Below are 13,891 nucleotides of genomic sequence, written 5' to 3' on the forward strand. Positions count from 1 at the left end.
CCTCCCCCGTCATACCGCGTGAGCTACCTCACTTGCGTGCGCGAGCGACCGCGAAGGCCGTGAGCACGAGCCCACCCGCGGCCCACAGTACGAGTGCGGTGACCGCGGCGCCTGCGCCCGTGGCACTCATGGCGATCGCCTGGAAGCCACCCATCGCGGCCCCGATCGGGCTCGCGTCGCCAATCGCGGCGAGCGGGCCGGGCACCGTCGAAACGATGCCGACGGCAAACGCGACAACGAGCAGCGCGAACGCGATGAAGCGCCCAAGCCCGCCCAGCAGTGCGGTGAGGCCCTGCAGCAGCAGGGTGAAAGCGACGCCCGTGAGCAGTGCGAGTCCGAAGAACGCGGCCCCCTGCGCGAGGTCGTATCCCAGCGCGATCGGCAGCACGATCCCGGCGATCCCGCCCTGTACCGCGCCTAGCACGATGGCCGGCAGCGCGCTGCGCAGCGTGATCCAGCCCACGCCGCGGGCGGCGTCGCGGGTGCGGCTCCACAGCGGCGCGAGCAGCAGGAACGCGGCCAACGCGCCGGCCCACAGGGCGATGCCCGCAAACAGCGGCACTCCCGATGCGTTGAACAGCTCGTCGCTCGCGCCCTCGGCCTTCACCGGGGTGACGGCGGTTTGCGCCAGCTTGTCGCGCTGGCTTTCGGTGTAACTCGGAATGCCGCTTGCGGCCTCGCCGAGCCCCTCGGCGAGGGTCTTCGCTCCGGTGGCCGATTGGCCTGCGCCCTCGGCAAGCTTGGTCGCCCCGTCGGCGAGGTCGGGTACGCCGGCCGCGAGCTCAGAGGTGCCGGTCGCCAGCTGCGAGGTGCCGGTCGCCAGCTGCGCGGCCCCGTCTGAGAGCCCCGTGCTGCCCGTGGCGAGCGCGGCCGCGCCCGTCGATAGCTCGGCGCCCTGGGTGGCGAAATCAGACAGCCCGGTGCCGAATTCGGACAAGCCCGTGGTGAGCTGATCGAGCTGCGCAACCGGATCAACCCCGGGGGTTGCCTGCCCGCCGAGCGTCTCTTGCACACCCGACATTGCGGTGCCCAGGTCGGCCGCGCCGGTGCCAGCGTTGGCAAGCTCATCGCCGATGGCCTTTACCGAAGCCCCCATCGCACCCGCCATCTTTCCGCAGAACTCAGGGGTGGCGCCCGAGGCGTAGCACTCCAAGGTGAGCGGTTCAATCGAAGCGCCGAAGGTGGCGGCCTCGGTGCCCGCCCCGGCCAGCCCGTCAGTGAGCGCCGCGGAGTGAGCAGCGGCGTCCGCCTGCATCTGGGTGAGTGCGCCGATGATCGTCTTCAGCTGCGTGACCGCGGCCGTGCCACCGGCCGCGAGGCCCTGGTACGACTCCGACAGGGTCGCTGCGCCATCCACGTACTGGGTCACCCCTGCTGAGAGTGCGCCCGCCCCGGTCGCAAGCTCGGCGGCGCCCGAGGAGAGGGATCCGGCGCCGCTGGAAAGTTCGCCCGCCCCGTTCGCGAGCTGCTGTGTGCCGTCGACCAGCAGGGTGGTGCCGTCGGCGAGCTGCCCCGCGCCATCGGCCAGCTGGCTGCCACCGTCAGCGAGCTTCGTGGCGCCGTCAGCGGCCTCGCCGATGCCGTCGCCAATCTCGTTCATGCCGACAAACACGCTGCCCACGAACTGTTCGCCGAGCTGCTGGTTAAGCACCGAGGTTGCCGTCTGCGTGACGATGCCCGACAGTGCGGTGTCGATGAGGCGGCCGCGGTCGCTCTCTTCGATCTTGATGCGGGCCTGTTCGGCGTCGTCAGGTTCGCCCGAGAGCGAGGTCGCGGCGGCCGAGAAGTTCTTCGGAATGGTGACGACGGTCGTGTATCGCCCGTCGTCGAGGCCAGCCTTCGCGTCTTCGGCGTCGGTGAGCAGCCAGGTGAAGTTTGAGTCTGCGTCGCCGTCGATGAGTTCGCCCGCGAGCACCCGCCCGAGCGGCACGAGTTGCCCGTCGACCTCGACCGCTTCGTCGTTATTGACGACCGCAGCGGTCACGTTTTCGAGCCGGTCGGTGGGGTTCCACAGCCCCCACAGCAGCACGCCTGCCACCGTGAGCGGCACGAGCAGCAGGCCGAGAATGGTGGTCCACCGCACCGGCTTCGTTCCCTTGAGTCGCGAGAATGTGGAGCTCATCGGGCGCCTCCTTCGTGTTGCATAACGAGTGTGTCGGTTGCCTGGTCGGCGACCAGTGCGGTGCCCTCGGGCAGAATGCGGGTGGCGAGCTCGCGCTCCCCCAGCACCACGATGGTGGGGGTGGGGCGGCCCGCTTGGCGCGCTGCCGCCGCGGCCGCCGCGAGTGCCGAGCGCATGTCATCGACGGCGCTCAGCGGCAGGGGCTGCTGCGCGGCCTCCTGCAGGTCGAGCACGATGAGCTGCGGTCGGTCGCTCACGCTGGCGTGCAGCGAGGCCGGGTCTGCCCACGCCACCCGCGCGCGCAGGGAACCCGCGCGCTCGGGCAGCAGCAGCCCGCCCACCTTTGCGGTGCCGGCCACGATGGTGCCGCGGCCCGCAATGATTTCGGCGAGGAGGCGCGAGGTAGCTTCTCGCGGATCGAGCAGCAGCACCTCGCCCGGGGCGACCCGCAGATCCTTGATCTGCAGGCCGCCGGGCAGCAGCAGGTCTTCGGTCGCGATTACCGCGTGGGGCATATCGGCCGGCCATTCGGCGTGCGCGAGCTCGCGTGCGAGCCCTTCGCCCTCGACGTCGAACGAGGGCAGCACCCGGCTGAGCCAGCGCGGCATCTGCCAGGCCCGGTCGCCCAAGAGGGCGAGCACCGCGGGCACGAGGGTCATGCGCACGATGAAGGCGTCGACGAACACACCGACGGCGAGGCCAAGCGCGATCACCTTAATGCTGGGGTCGCCATCGGGCACGAAGGCCGCAAACACGGCGATCATGATGAGTGCCGCCGCGGTCACCACCTTCGCGCTGCCCACGAAGCCGCGGCTGATCGCGTCGCTCGCGTTCGCGCCGTGCACGTATTCCTCGCGAATACGCGAAACAAGAAACACTTCGTAGTCCATCGCGAGCCCAAACAGCACGCCCATCAAGATGATCGGCATGAAGCTGAGCACGGGGCCCGCCGAGTGCACGTTGAGCAGGTCGCCCAGCCAACCCCACTGGAATACGGCGACCACCGCGCCGAACGCGGCGCCCACCGAAAGTAGGTAACCGAGGGTCGCCTTGATCGGCACCCACACCGAGCGGAACACCATCGCGAGCAGAATCAGCGACAGGCCAACGACGAGCAGCCCAAAGGGCAACAGCGATTCACCGAGCAGGTGCGACACGTCAATGCCCACCGCGGTAAACCCGGTGACGGCGAGGCTCACCCCGTAGGTCTCGAGCCATTCATCGTGGTGCGCGCGCAGCTCAGAGACGAGCTCCTCGGTACTCGCTGCCTGCGGCCCCTCCTCGGGCTGCACCTGGATAATGCCGGTGTCGGCGTTCTGGTTGGGCGTCGCCATCGGCACCTCGGCAACGCCAGGAATCGCGCGCACCTCGTCGGCGAGGTCTGCCATCAGCCCGAGCGGATCTTCGCTCGCAATGATCGATCCCGTAAGAATCAGCGGGCCGTTCGCGCCCTCACCGAAGTGCTCGCCTGTCAGCTCGTATGTGACGCGCGCCGGATCGGTTTCTTCCAGCGTTTCGGCACCCGGCAACGCGAGCCTGAGATCCAGGGCCGGCACCGAGGCCGCACCGAGGCCGATCACCACGATCAAGATCGTGATCAGTGGTTTTGCGGTGACCGCGCGCACCCAACCACCGAAGAATCGGTCGGCCCGGCTGACCTTGCGGGCCGCGACGCCTGCGCCAGCAGTGTCTCCGCTGCCTGCGCTGCCTGCGCCCGCCTCGGCTGCCGCGGTGTTCGCGGCGAGCAACGCGCGCTGCTTCTTGGGGAGGATCCGGATCCCAGCCATCGCCAGCACCGCCGGTGTGAGCGTCACCCCGATCAGCACCGCGACCGCGACGCCCGCGGCCGCAGCGACGCCGAGCGCGGTGAGGAACGGGATGCCGGCGACCGACAGCCCGAGCAGCGCGATGATGACGGTGAGTCCTGCGAAGACGACCGCCGAGCCGCTCGTGGCCGTGGCCCGCGCGATCGATTCGGTGACGCCGAGGCCCGAGCGCAGTTGTTCTTGGTGTCGACTCACGATGAAGAGTGTGTAGTCGATGCCGACCGCAAGCCCCAGCATCAGCGCCAGCATGGGGGTCGTCGAGGTCATGTCGGCGAACGCGGTCGTGAGGAACAGGCCCGCGATCGTGACGCCGACGCCCAGCAGCGCGATGAGCAACGGCATCCCTGCGGCCACGAGCGAGCCGAGGGTGAACAGCAGCACGAAGAACGCGATCACTACACCCACCGCTTCAGTCGCGGTGAAGCCGGGGATCGAAGTCGAGAACACATCGCCGCCATAGGAGGCGGTAGCACCTGTGGGAAGCGCGTCTTGAAGTTCGGCGGTGATGTCGATGATGCCGTCGCTGGTGGCCACCGGCACGTCGCTTTGAGTGGCATCGATCTGCACGCGAATGAGCGCTGCACGCCCGTCGTCGCTGATCTCGCTCGGCGCGAGCTCGGCAAACGGTGACACCACGGCGTTCACGAAGGGCAGCGCCTCGAGCTCGGTCGTCGCGTCGACGATCGCTCGCTCGTACTCGGCGGTGCCGGCTTCCTTGCCGTCGGGCGCCACCACGATGATCGTGGCGCTTGTGCCACTCACCTCGGGAAAGGTGCGGCCGAGGGCATCGATCGCCGCCTGCGACTCAGTGCCGGGGATGGTGATCGGGGCATTCGCGCCCTGGGAGAAGAGGCCCGCGCCAATCCCCAAGACCGCGAGGATCGCGATCCAGACGATGAGCACCAGCCATTTCGCCTTGGTAGCCCAGAGTCCGATCGCGTGGAGCAGAGTCGACATGCGGCGCACGCCTTTCGTTGAAAGGTCTGTTCACGACGGGCTCGGGCGCTTGCAAGATCGAACCAGCGGGGTCGAACGCGAGCGCCAGGCGCCTTCGCGAGGGTTCGATACACGAGTGTATCCGATTCGATACACTCATGTATCCAGGTATCATTCAGGTGACAGCGTTCGCCGCAATGAGCGGCCGTCGGCGGGAACTGCCGCCGCATTCTTACCCGAAAGGTGGGCTTTCTCGATGACCGATGTACCCGCATCGACAGCGCCCAGCGCCCGCCGCCAGGCCACCCGCGAGCGCCTGCTTGAGGCCGCCTCTGAGGTATTTGTCGAAGACGGGTTTCAGGGCGCCGCCGTCGAGGCCATCTGCCAGCGCGCCGGGTTTACCCGCGGCGCCTTCTACTCCAATTTTTCGAGCAAGGAAGAGCTCTTCCTGGCACTGCTCGAGCGCGAGTTTGCGCGCCGCGCCGCGAACCTCGAGGCTAAAACGGCAGCCCTCTCCCCCGCGCTTCGGGGCCACGAGGGCATCATTGATCCGGCGCAGGCCGCCGAATACATCACCGCGTATCTGGCGCCCGATGGCGACGCCGCCACCTGGTACGTCTTAGAGACCGAGTTCGCGCTGCTCGCGATGCGCGACCCCGCCAACTCCCCCGGATACTCCGCGCTCATCGCCCGCTCACACGCGAGCATGGCGGGCCTCGTGGTCGCTGCGATTTCGGCGGCCGGGCGCCGCTTCACGCTGCCCGCCGAACACGCCATCGCGATCTTGGCGGGAGAGTACGAGCGCGCGCTGCGCATCACGGTGCTCGAGGGCGACGGCGCCTCGGGCGGCCTCAAACACGTTCCCGCGCTCATCAGCGAGCTGCTGTTCGCCATCACGGAGCCCACCCGCGGCTGACGGTCGCCGCGGATCAGCCCAGCTCAACTCAACTCCGCTCAACTCAGCAGCGTCGACCCCAGTCGCGCCGCTTCAGTCGATGCGGCCGCAAATGCCGCCGCGGCTTCCTCGGCACCCAGTTCAGGGATCATCCCGGCAAGCGTGCGGCTCGTGCCCACCACGTGCACATCCATCCCAAACACCGTGCCGAGCAGGTGACTCAGCGGCGCCGTCACGAAGTCTTCAATGCCGGGTTCGAGCGGACCGCCCTGCGCCGTGATGATCACGACGGGCTTTCCGCGCAGCGGAGCGGCGGGAGCATCGGGTCCACCAAACGGCGCCGTCACGCCCGGCACGTGCACCAGGTCTACCCATGCCTTCAGCGTCGACGCCATGTTGTAGTTGTACATCGGTGCGCCGATCACCACGACGTCGGCCGTGATCAGCTCGGCGATCAACGCGTCTTGCAGCCCAGCAGTCGCCGCGTCGAGCTCGGCACCCCCGTCGGCTAACGTGCCGCCAGCTTCGGCGGCCGCGCCCCGCAGGTGAGGCGGCCAGTGCTGCGCCCGCTGCGAAAGGTGCGGCGGCTGATCGGCGTGCAGGTCGCGCGTCACGACGTCAAACGAGTCACCGCGGGCCGCCCACGAGCGCGCCAGGTCAGCTGTGAGCTGGCGGGTGCGCGACTCGGCATCTGCGAGCGCCGAATCGATCTGCAACAGTACGGGCATGAATGAGCTCCTTTACTCGATGCCGGGCGCCAACACGAGAAGTTGAATCGAGAGGACGATCTCACCCGGCACGCCTAGAATAGTGGTTGTGCTGCTTTCAGACCGCGATATTCAGGCCGAACTCGCTTCAGGGCGAATCGGACTCACCCCGAGCGAACCCGAGATGGTTCAGCCCTCGAGCGTCGATGTGCGCCTCGACCGCTTCTTTCGACTCTTCGATAACCACAAGTACGCGGTCATCGACCCGTCGGTTGATCAGCCCGAGCTGACCCGTCACATCGAGGTCGATCCCGAAGAGGGGTTCATTTTGCACCCCGGCGAGTTCGTGCTCGGTTCGACGTACGAGCAGGTGAGCCTGCCCGACGACATCGCGGCGCGCCTCGAGGGCAAGAGCTCGCTCGGCCGACTGGGCCTACTGACCCACTCCACCGCGGGCTTCATTGATCCCGGGTTCACCGGTCACGTCACGCTCGAACTGTCGAACGTGGCGACCCTGCCGATTCGCCTGTGGCCCGGCATGAAAATCGGCCAGCTGTGCTTCTTCCAGCTGTCGTCGCCCTCTGAACGCCCATACGGCTCGGGCGCGACCTTCTCGCGCTACCTCGGCCAGCGCGGCCCCACGGCCTCGCGCTCGCACCTCAACTTCCACCGCGCTGACGTCACCGCGAGCGACGCTGGCGCCCCCGAGGCGTAACCCGCTGCCCGCGCACGCCGCTCATGCTGCGCGGCATCGCGGCAATAAAATAAGCTCCGGATCAGGCATTCAACCCGATCCGGAGCTTCATTTTTGCCCGCTTACCGCGTGACCTTTGAGTCGCGCGAGGCCTGCTTCGCGAGCATCTCGTTGTAGGCATTCAGCTCGGCGTCGCCCGAGCGGTCGGCCGCACGATCACTGCGCTTCTGCTCCTTCTTGTCGCTGCGCGCCCACTGCACCGCGACGATGAGGGCGAGCGCGAGGGTCGGCAATTCGCCGATGCCCCAGGCGATGCCGCCGCCCGCCTCTTGGTCGTCGAGCGGGGTCGCCCCCCAGGTGCGGCCCATCGCGCCGAACCAGTCGGCGAGCATCAGCCCGTTGCCCGTCATGATCGTGACGCCGAAGAACGCGTGCGAGGCCATCGTGGCGAACAGGGTCACGATGCGCAGCGCGAACGGGAACCGGTACGGCACCGGATCGATACCGATCATCGACAGCGCGAACAGGTAGCCTGAGATCAAGAAGTGGATGATCATCCACTGGTGACCCAGGTGCTCTGACATCGCCCACCTGAAGATGGGGGTGAAGTAGAACACCCACAGCGAGCCGGCGAACACGACCGCCGCGACCGCGGGGTGCGTGACGACCTTCGAGTAGGGCGAGTGTACCGCCCACATGATCCATTCGCGGCCGCCCCACGACCCGTCGTCGCGTTTGTGCGTGGCACGCAGCGCGAGCGTGACGGGCGCGCCCAACACGAGCACCAACGGAATCAGCATCGTCAGCATCATGTGGCCGAGCATGTGCACGCTAAACAGGTACTGTTCGTACGCGTTGAACGGGCCGTTCGTGGTGTAGAACAGCAGCGCGATACCGATCACCCAGGCGATCAATCGGCCCACGGGCCACTTGTCGCCGCGGCGCGCGAGCCTGATCGCGGCCGCGAGATACAGGCCGAGTGCGAACGCGCACACGAGCGCCCACGCGAGGTCGAACTTCCACTCGGTGAGGTAGCTCAGCGGGGTGAGCTCGGGCGGCAGCGGGTCACCGGTGAGCCATTCGGCTGGGCTGATGCCATCGCCCTGGTCACGGGCGGGCTCGAGCGCGACGGGGGTCGCGGTGCGGCCGAGGGCGCCGGCGATGCCGCTCGCGACGCCCATCACGGCGAGCTCGGCGAGCACGAACCACGTGAACATGCGGCCGCCCTTCGCCTCGGCGCCGATGCGGGCGATGACGCGTGTGCGCTGCAGCGCACCGAAGAGGCCGAGCACGACGAGCGCGCCGGTCTTCCACAGCACCAGCTGCCCGTACCCGGTGTTCACAAGCGCGTCCCACGTGCCGATGCGCAGCCACGCGCTCACGATGCCCGAGGCGGCCACACCGATGAAGGCGAGCAGCGCGAGCGACGAGTAGCGCGCGGTGATCACGGCGAGCCGCGGGCGGTCGACCGTGCGCGCGATGAACGCGAGCGTGATCAGGCCGCCCAGCCACACAGCGGCACCCACGAGGTGCACGAGCAGTGAGTTCACGGCCTGGCTGTGGCCTGAGGCCCCGGCTGCGTGGCCCTGCTGCGCGAGCGGCAGGGTGGTGAGCAGCGCCGCGACCAGCACGATCAGGGTGGCTCTGCGGCCCCTAATAGCGAAGGCCAGCACCGTCGTCACCGCGGCGAGCAGCAGCTCGTACATCCACAGCTGCCCCAGCTCAATCTCGGTGACGAACTGGGCGAGACCGGCCCCAAACATGGGGTCGCCCGAGAACGGCAGCCCCGATACGTCAACGTAGGTGAAGATGATCGTCGCCCCCACCGCCACCGTGAGCACGGCGGCCGCGGCTGCGGCGAGATCCATCGCGGCCCGGGTCTCGGCTTTCTCGCTGGCGAGCGCCCACACCGACATCAGCACCGAGCCGATCAGCACGGCGATCGACACGTTCACGAGGGTGCGCGAAATCGGCAGGCCGTAGCGCACCACGGCGCCCGGATCAGCGAGGGCGCGGGGTGCGGCTGCTTCGCCAATATGCAGACCCAACAGCAAAAATGCGAGAGTCGCGGCGAGCAAAATGGCGGGAGCTAATACGCGCAGGTAACGGGGCACCCCGCAAGCCTACGCGGTGCGGCTGAGCCGAAACGGGGTGCGGTACCGCGCACCCGTCACCAGCGGTTGTGCACCTCTTCTGCCCAGCCCTCGATGCCCGCGAACTCGATGCGTTCGCCAGCTGCCGTGGTGAAGGTGCCCGACCATTCGCCGAAGCACTGATCGGTGCGGCCCGAGAGCACCACGAAGTTGGTGCGCGAGCGTTTGTTGTAGTTCGGGGTGAAGGTGGCGTCGAGGCCGCCGCCCGTAATGCGCCAGGGCGTACGCCAGTTCTCGATGTCGTACTGCCAGCTGGTTTCGCCGTGGATCTTGTGCATGATGCCGTCCACAAAGAACGCGTTTTCTGACACCGAGGTGCTCGCCGTCCATTCGGCTCCCACCTGCACACCGATGACGCGGCCGTGCGAACGGCCCGATCCGGCGCCCCAGTTCCACTGGATGTCGTAGGGCCAGCGGCCGCGCCCGTGATCGAGCACCGCCCATGATTCGCCAGCCGGCACCGCGATCTCGACGCCGTCGAGCCGCAGGGTGCCCGATGCGGGCCGCGCCACGTCCTTCACTGTGTACTGGAATCGGTTCTGCGACCACGGCACCACGAGCGCCAACCGCTCGTGGCCCGCGGGCAGCTCGGCGACGATGTCAAATGAGGCGCCCCCGATCTCGGCGCGCAGCCGAGTGCCGCCGGGCACCTCATCAATGTCGATCGCGAGGCCGCGATCGCGCGCCGATGAGGAGCCCTGCTCGAGCCTGGGGGCCAGGGTGGCGCCCCGCGCCGGAATCAGCGTGGAGCCCTTGTGCCATTCGCGGCCGGTCGACCGGTCGAGCACCCACACCTCGTGCACGCACGCGTAGTCAATCGATGACACCGTGAGCGCGATGATGTGGGTGGGCGTCATCACGTTCCAGTATTCCCAGCGCTTATTGCGCCCGCGGCCGCCGCCCAGCGACGCCGTGTCAATAATGGGCTGTGTTGCCCACCCGATCGCGGCCGGGTTCAACCGGTTGCCCTTCCCCACGAGCGGGGCGGGGCCCTCGATCTTGGGTTCGTACAGCGCGTGTGCCTGCGTACTCATCTCTCGATATCTCCGTTGCGTGTCGATTGATCGGGGCGGCGATCCTGCGCCGGATCGCGCGAGGTTCATCAGCCAGCCAGCAGCGCAGCCAGACCGCGTGTGCCAACCCCGGGTAGTGCGTCGAGTGTATCGAGCGCAACCAACACGACGCACACCCGTTGGAGATCTCCCCCAGACAGCACAAAACCCCCGGCTCTACGAGCCAGGGGTTTCGTTCAACGTGAAGTTACTTCACAGCAGCCTTGAGCTTCGAACCAACCGAAACCTTTACGCGCTTGCCAGCAGCGATCTCGATGGTCTCACCGGTGCGGGGGTTGCGGCCGGTGCGAGCAGCAGTGGTTGCCGTCTCGAACGAAAGCCAGCCGGGGATCGAAACCTTCTCGCCAGCGGCAACGGTCTCAGAAACGGCGGTGAAGAAACCGTCGATCACGCTGGAAACCGCGGCCTGGCTCTGGCCAGTCTCAGCGGCGATCTTGGCAACGAGCTCGGTCTTGTTGAGTGCCATGTTGTGTCCTTCCAGGGCGCTACCGCAAATATTGCGTGGCCCCTGATCTGGTTCAGGTATCCCACCACCGTGGCGGGTCCGATCGGTTGATCGCTACGAATCTACCCTAATCTGGCGTAATGATGCGGATTTTCACGAAGATTCGCGGGGAACATCCTGAAAATACGCCACACGAGAACAGATAGGCCCGTGAATCAAAAAATGGGCGCAGATCCCAAAGGATCTGCGCCCATTTAAAAGCTCGTGCTTACCAGCTCGACTTGGTGATACCGGGCAGTTCGCCACGGTGTGCCATGTCGCGGAAGCGAACACGTGAGATGCCGAACTTCGTCAGCACGCCACGGGGGCGGCCGTCGATTACGTCGCGGCTACGCACGCGTACCGGTGACGCGTTGCGGGGCAGCTTCTGCAGACCCACGCGTGCGGCTTCGCGGCTCTCGTCGGTCCCGTTGGGATCGATGAGTGCCTTCTTCAGCTCAAGGCGCTTCGCGGCGTAACGCTCCACGATGACCTGGCGCTGCTTGTTCTTAGCAATCATGCTCTTCTTAGCCATGTTTAGCGCTCCTCTCGGAAATCTACGTGCTTGCGGACAACCGGATCGTACTTCTTGAGCACGAGGCGGTCGGGGGTGTTGCGACGGTTCTTGCGGGTCACGTAAGTGAACCCGGTACCGGCCGTCGAACGGAGCTTGATAATCGGACGGACGTCCTTATCTTTAGCCATTAGAACTTCACCCCACGCTTCTGAAGGTCAGCCATAACCGACTCGATGCCACGAGCATCGATCATCTTGATGCCCTTAACCGACAGGGTGAGAGTCACCTTGCGGCCGAGTGAGGGCACGAAGTAAGTCTTCTTCTGGATATTCGGATCGAACCGACGCTTCGTGCGACGGTGCGAGTGCGAAATGCTGTGACCGAAGCCGGGAACGGCGCCTGTCACCTGGCACACTGCTGCCATGATATTTCCTCTCATACCGTGAGACCGGACGGCCTCACCCAAGATTTCTTGTCTGCCAGAGCGTACAGACCAAAACAATTTCGGCCTGCGTTTGATCGCTCCTGCGGTCTGCGCACTGGGACGGCGCACAGCCAAGGGTTAAGCTTAGGTGAGGATCGCAGTGGGCGCAAGTTTTTCTTGCGCCCACTTTTCACGGCTGGGCTGCGGCTCGCGAGCTACTCCCCCGCGGGCATTCTGATGACCGCGCGCCCGGTGAGCGTTCCCGCGCCGAACTGCGCGTACGCGTCTTCGAGCTGATCAAACGGAAACTCAACAATGGGGCTCTGCAACAGGCCGCGCTGAGCCAGCGAGATCACGCCGCGCAGCTCATTAACCGAGGAGCCTTGGTAGGTGAACACTTCGCCGTCGCGGGGCAGGTCGTGAAACCAGCCCTGCTGGGAGGGCAGTGATCCGCCCGCGGCCCCAACTACACCGTACGAACCACCGCGGGCTGTCGCTTGCACACCGGCCGAGATGGTGGCGTCGACTCCCACAAAGTCGAGCACGACGTCGGCGCCGCGGCCGCCGGTGCGCTCCTTGATCGCCGCCACGGTGCCCTCATCGACCCCGTCAATGGCTTCGTCGGCGCCGAGCTTCAGGGCGAGTTCGCGGCGCTGCTCGTTGGGCTCGACCGCGATTACGTGGGCGCCGCTGAGCAGGTGCAAGAACTGCACGGCGTATCCGCCGAGGCCGCCCGTGCCGATCACGACGGCGGTGGTATCGGGGGTGAGCTTGTGCAGCACGCGATTGACGCCGTGGTAGGCGGTGGCGCCCGCGTCGGCGAGCGGCGCCGCGATCACGGGGTCGAGGTCGCCGATCGACACCAGCTGGCGCGGCGAGGTCACGATGACGTACTCGGCAAGCCCGCCGTCGTCGCCGTAGCCGCGACCGCTCGTGACGACGCAGTTCTGGTCTTTGCCGCGCAGGCAGTACCAGCAGCTTCCGCACGGGTTTGCGGCTGAGGCCACGACTGCGTCGCCGATTTCGACGCCAGTGGCGCCGGCGCCGAGGGCGGCCACGGTGCCCGAGATTTCGTGGCCGAGAGTGAAGGGCACCTTCCAGTTCAGCTGCGATGCGAAGTCGGCCGGGTAGCTCGGCAGCGCAATATCGGTGTGGCACAGCCCCACCGCAGATACCTTCAGCAGCACCTGACCGGGCCCGGGCGTGGGCACCGGCACCTGGTTAAATACTGGGGCGCTCTGCCACCCTGGAATCTGAAATGCGCGCATCTCGGCCATATTGTTCTCCCTCGAACGACCGCCGCGGAGCTTCCGCGGCTCGACTTCAGGCTATCGAGGCGGCCGCTCCCGAGTAAATACGCGCGCGCCAATCTGCTGCGGCGCTGGCTGGCTGGGCGCACTGCTGCTCCGGATCACGCGGTGCCCGACCACCCTCGACCCACGCGCTGGTCGCAGGTAACCAGCTGCGACTATACGGAGAGCGGTGGCGTTACCACGATCATTGCTGAAGCGCTCTCGTCGGTCCGATTATTCATACGGTGCGGCGAGGACGATCGAAACTGAAGCACATCACCCTCCGAGATCTGGTGCTCATCCGAACCAATCGTCACGCTCAGCCGGCCATGTGTACACATAAGAAACTCATCAGCGTCCCCGTAGACGTAATTCGCTTCACCCGATGACTGGCCAGGCTGCAGAGTTATCGAGTAGATCTCCACATTTGGATGAGCCGGCGGTGAAAGAAGCCGCTTCGAGTATCCCTCGGTGAGCCCCAGCTCTGGCAGATCACGAGCCCGCAAAAGTACGGTGTCGCTGTGATCAGTATCGAAAAGCTGAGTGAATCGAATACCCAAAGCACTCGCGAGGCGCCTGGCCGTGGCCACGGTCGCCCCCGTCTTGCCTCGCTCAAGCTGACTTAAAAACCCTGGAGTAACTCCTGCACGTTCAGCAAGCTGTTGCTGATTCATATGCCGCAGTTTGCGAAGTTGGCGCACCCTTGCGCCAAGCTCGTTCTCGTTGTGCTCGGCCTGCATGTTGCCCCTCGCTCACATTAGATGATTA

The 13,891-nt window shown here is 66.5% G+C and carries 13 protein-coding genes; 2 read left to right on the forward strand and 11 right to left on the reverse strand.

What is annotated here, in order from left to right:
- Positions 1-28: 28 nt before the first annotated feature.
- Together JOF28_RS08320 and JOF28_RS08325 are read right to left on the reverse strand one after the other, a co-directional pair.
- Positions 29-2,122 carry a YhgE/Pip domain-containing protein gene (locus tag JOF28_RS08320; protein ID WP_209705334.1) on the reverse strand — a complete coding sequence of 698 codons (2,094 nt, stop codon included), beginning with the start codon at positions 2,120-2,122 and terminating at the stop codon, positions 29-31.
- Positions 2,119-4,905 (reverse strand): MMPL family transporter, encoded by a 2,787-nt coding sequence (locus JOF28_RS08325; RefSeq protein WP_209705335.1) that lies wholly within the window; start codon positions 4,903-4,905, stop codon positions 2,119-2,121. Before JOF28_RS08325 ends, JOF28_RS08320 begins: the two co-directional genes overlap by 4 nt.
- Positions 4,906-5,140: 235 nt before the next feature.
- Between JOF28_RS08325 and JOF28_RS08330 the strand changes: the two genes are divergently transcribed.
- Positions 5,141-5,800 (forward strand): TetR/AcrR family transcriptional regulator, encoded by a 660-nt coding sequence (locus JOF28_RS08330; RefSeq protein WP_209705336.1) that lies wholly within the window; start codon positions 5,141-5,143, stop codon positions 5,798-5,800.
- Between the two features lie 38 nt (positions 5,801-5,838).
- Here JOF28_RS08330 and JOF28_RS08335 read toward each other — a convergent pair whose 3' ends face one another.
- A complete protein-coding gene (locus tag JOF28_RS08335; protein ID WP_209705337.1) occupies positions 5,839-6,507 on the reverse strand; it encodes an FMN-dependent NADH-azoreductase in 669 nt (222 codons plus the stop codon).
- A gap of 88 nt (positions 6,508-6,595) precedes the next feature.
- Between JOF28_RS08335 and dcd the strand changes: the two genes are divergently transcribed.
- Positions 6,596-7,201 (forward strand): dCTP deaminase, encoded by a 606-nt coding sequence (gene dcd, locus JOF28_RS08340; protein WP_209705338.1) that lies wholly within the window; start codon positions 6,596-6,598, stop codon positions 7,199-7,201.
- Positions 7,202-7,302: 101 nt separating this feature from the next.
- Here dcd and JOF28_RS08345 read toward each other — a convergent pair whose 3' ends face one another.
- The 8 genes from JOF28_RS08345 to JOF28_RS08380 all read right to left on the reverse strand — a co-directional run bounded on the left by JOF28_RS08345 (position 7,303) and on the right by JOF28_RS08380 (position 13,863).
- Positions 7,303-9,294 (reverse strand): bifunctional copper resistance protein CopD/cytochrome c oxidase assembly protein, encoded by a 1,992-nt coding sequence (locus tag JOF28_RS08345; RefSeq protein WP_209705339.1) that lies wholly within the window; start codon positions 9,292-9,294, stop codon positions 7,303-7,305.
- Between the two features lie 56 nt (positions 9,295-9,350).
- The gene (locus tag JOF28_RS08350) at positions 9,351-10,367 is read right to left on the reverse strand and encodes a DUF2804 domain-containing protein (protein WP_209705340.1); all 1,017 of its coding nucleotides are present in this window, start codon (positions 10,365-10,367) and stop codon (positions 9,351-9,353) included.
- A 226-nt stretch (positions 10,368-10,593) separates the two neighbouring features.
- Complete coding sequence (locus JOF28_RS08355; protein WP_209705341.1) at positions 10,594-10,872, reverse strand: HU family DNA-binding protein; 279 nt, start codon at positions 10,870-10,872, stop codon at positions 10,594-10,596.
- Between the two features lie 247 nt (positions 10,873-11,119).
- Positions 11,120-11,425 carry a 30S ribosomal protein S14 gene (gene rpsN, locus JOF28_RS08360; protein ID WP_209705342.1) on the reverse strand — a complete coding sequence of 102 codons (306 nt, stop codon included), beginning with the start codon at positions 11,423-11,425 and terminating at the stop codon, positions 11,120-11,122.
- A gap of 2 nt (positions 11,426-11,427) precedes the next feature.
- Entirely contained in the window at positions 11,428-11,595 is a 168-nt protein-coding gene (gene rpmG / locus JOF28_RS08365) for a 50S ribosomal protein L33 (RefSeq protein ID WP_208044867.1), read from the reverse strand.
- Positions 11,595-11,831 carry a 50S ribosomal protein L28 gene (gene rpmB / locus JOF28_RS08370; protein WP_209705343.1) on the reverse strand — a complete coding sequence of 79 codons (237 nt, stop codon included), beginning with the start codon at positions 11,829-11,831 and terminating at the stop codon, positions 11,595-11,597. The genes rpmG and rpmB overlap by 1 nt, the downstream gene beginning before the upstream one ends.
- A 215-nt stretch (positions 11,832-12,046) precedes the next feature.
- A complete protein-coding gene (locus tag JOF28_RS08375; protein ID WP_209705344.1) occupies positions 12,047-13,108 on the reverse strand; it encodes an alcohol dehydrogenase catalytic domain-containing protein in 1,062 nt (353 codons plus the stop codon).
- Positions 13,109-13,299: 191 nt separating this feature from the next.
- A complete protein-coding gene (locus tag JOF28_RS08380) occupies positions 13,300-13,863 on the reverse strand; it encodes a helix-turn-helix domain-containing protein (RefSeq protein ID WP_209705345.1) in 564 nt (187 codons plus the stop codon).
- Positions 13,864-13,891: the final 28 nt, after the last annotated feature.

It is taken from the genome of Leucobacter exalbidus (genome assembly GCF_017834145.1).
Taxonomy (GTDB): domain Bacteria; phylum Actinomycetota; class Actinomycetes; order Actinomycetales; family Microbacteriaceae; genus Leucobacter; species Leucobacter exalbidus.